Here is a 2,671-nt window from a genome sequence, read left to right on the forward strand (position 1 = left end):
GCCCGCCCGATCTGCCACTGTATTGGAAGTGGCATACGTTCGTTCTCTCGGAAATTGCCTGCGAGCTGGTCATTCAGCCCGGTTTGGGGAGTCCACTGTTTTCGAGGTGGGATTCCATTCGTGTCGGTACCACCTTGACGAGCAAGGTGGCCTTAACCTATGTGGCATGAGTCACACATTTCGTGTGGTGCAGGGCAGGACGGTCGAGGTCGCCCACGCGTCGACCGATCCGCTGACCTTTCAACTCGAATGCGTCGAGGCGTTCGTGACCTCGCGGGTGGTCCGAGGCTTCAGTGCGGTGACAATCGAGAACGAGACAGGTGACCTCGAGCGGATGCTGGCGGCGCTGGGCACACCGGTGTGGGAGGCCATCGCCGACGATGTCGATCGAGTGGTCGGAGCGATGGCCGCGGACGGCTTGCTGGCGTCGACTCGACGCAGATATGTGCAGGCGCTGAGGAGTTTTCACCGGTTCCTGATCACCCGCCGTGCCGGGGAGATCGAGGCGTTGTTCGGGGTACGGTTGACGAACCCGATCGACGAGTTCAATGCGAGCCGTCATGTCGGTGACGATTCACCGAGGCTGCTTCCACCTCCGAGCGTGAGTCGGGTGGCCGTCTTCTTCGACTTCCTCAAGGAACGGATCGGCTCGGCTCGCAAGTACGCGCCAGCGGCCCGGGATTATGCGCTGTTCCGGACCTTGTATCACGCCGGGTTGCGCTCCGATGAGGCGTCCAAACTCGAGATCGCGGACGTCTACTTCGGGCAGGGCCCGTTCGGGAAGTTGCATGTGCGGTTCGGCAAGGGTGCCCGCACCTCCGGGCCCCGGCCGCGGTGGGTTCCGATGCTCGACCACCTCGATCTGGTGGTGCGGTGGTATCTCGAGGATGTACGACCGAAGTTGCCGGAATCGGCGGTGTTGTTCTGCGATCAGAGTGGGGGTGCGATGGCCCGAGGCACGATCCGCAACCGTCTGCGGTATCTGCAGGATCTCGAGCACTGCTCGCCGGCGGACCGGTTCAGCCCGCACGCGCTGCGCCGGGCATGCGCCACCCACAACTACGAACGAGGAGTCGATCTCGTTGCGATACAACAGATGTTAGGGCACTGGACGGTGGGATCGACGATGCGGTACGTCCGTCCGTCGGAAACGTTCATCGAGGACGCCTACCGCAGCGCGATCTCCGACACCGTCGCGTTCCTGCAGGGAGATGATGATGCACATTAGATGGAAACTGCGGATGGCCGCCGCGCAACGGGAAGTATGGACCGGCACCCAGCTGCGCCGTCTGCTCGCAGAACGCGGCGGACTCGAGCTGTCGTCGGCGTCGGTGTCGGCGTTGTTCACCAAGGAACCCTCGCAGATCAAGCTCAGCACGCTGCTGGCGTTGTGCACTGCGCTCGACTGCACCCCGAACGACCTGTTCGACCTCGACACCACGCCCGATCGGGTCCCCGCCCAGCCCTCGGCGCCGACAGCGTCGGAGCCCGCGGCGCGGCGAGTCGGCGGCCGGTCGATGCCGCCGGTGTGACGAAGAAGGTCGGGGACTGCACCCGCTGCGGTCGGCCGCGGGGCCGACTCGGGCGCGATGTGTGCTACCAGTGCTGGCGCAAGGCGGTCGCCGCTGCGGCGAAGTCGCCGTGTCCCCGCTGCGGGATCGAGCGGGTCTTGAGTCCGGACACCGGGCGATGCCGGTGGTGTTCGCGCACCTGCCACGACTGCGGTGCCGCCGTGCGCGGCAAGGGCGAGAGCCGGTGCAAGCGGTGCCGCCGCCGTCACGACCTCGCCGCCGCCCGCCGACACTGTCCGCGTTGCGGCCGCGACGGCTATATACGCGAACACACCGGTTGGTGCGGACCGTGCTCACAACCCGGGCCGGCGCCGAAGCCGGCCGCCGCATGCACCGAATGCGGGCGCGTGATCGGCGGCGGCGGGGCGAGGCTGTGCAACCGCTGCCAGAAACGCCGCCCCCAACGCCCCTACACCCGCGCCGAAAACCTCCTCGCCGAACTCGATGATCCACCGAATTGGCTGTGGGACTTCACCATCCATGTGTCAAGTCAGTACTCTCCGGAGCACGCGACACGTCTGGTGAGTCAGCTCGGGGCACTGCTGCGCACCGAGCCACGGGCAATGCCGCAGACCTTACTCGACCGGGCCCGCATCCCCGGCCACTCGATCGGGTCGCTCGCGAATATGCTCGAGGACTTCTTCACCGCCCGAGGCCTCGCCCTGCCCACCGACCAGTCGCAGCGGCTCGCGGCCGACCGCCGGACGCGACGCGTGCAGGCCGTGCCCGAACCGTTGCGGCCCGCCGTCGCCGTGTTCGAACGCGCAATGCTCGACGAACGAGACCGCGCCCGCCGCGCCGGGACCCGGCCCCGCGCCGACTCCACCATCGACAAGCGATTGGCCGAGATCCGGGACCTGTCATGTCATCTCGTCGGACGCGGGATCGAGGACTGGGCGCAGGTCGACAAGGCCGTGATCGAGGACTACCTCGCCGAGGTCTCGCCGGCCGGCGGCCCCCTGGGCGGACTTCGCCACTTCTTCCGCTTCGCCCGCCGCAGCAAGCTCATCCTGATCGATCCCACCGCCGAGCTGAGCGTGCGCACGCCCCGCGGATTCCATGGACGGACCCTGCCGCGCTCGCGACAGCGCGAACTGTTC

Annotated in this window: 2 protein-coding genes and 1 pseudogene; all 3 read left to right on the top strand. The window is 67.1% G+C overall.

Going from position 1 to position 2,671, the window contains the following annotated elements:
* The first annotated feature begins 166 nt into the window (after positions 1 to 166).
* On the top strand, positions 167 to 1,228 hold the full coding sequence (locus tag P3H15_RS53495; RefSeq protein WP_276144743.1) for a tyrosine-type recombinase/integrase: 1,062 nt from the start codon (positions 167 to 169) through the stop codon (positions 1,226 to 1,228).
* Positions 1,218 to 1,532, top strand: coding sequence for a helix-turn-helix transcriptional regulator (locus P3H15_RS53500; protein ID WP_011599050.1), 315 nt, complete (start codon positions 1,218 to 1,220; stop codon positions 1,530 to 1,532). The genes P3H15_RS53495 and P3H15_RS53500 overlap by 11 nt, the downstream gene beginning before the upstream one ends.
* A gap of 386 nt (positions 1,533 to 1,918) precedes the next feature.
* Positions 1,919 to 2,671: pseudogene (locus tag P3H15_RS53505) on the top strand (integrase); the annotation flags it as partial.

The sequence above is a fragment of the Rhodococcus sp. T2V genome (assembly GCF_029269925.1).
In the GTDB taxonomy this organism is placed as follows: domain Bacteria; phylum Actinomycetota; class Actinomycetes; order Mycobacteriales; family Mycobacteriaceae; genus Rhodococcus_F; species Rhodococcus_F koreensis.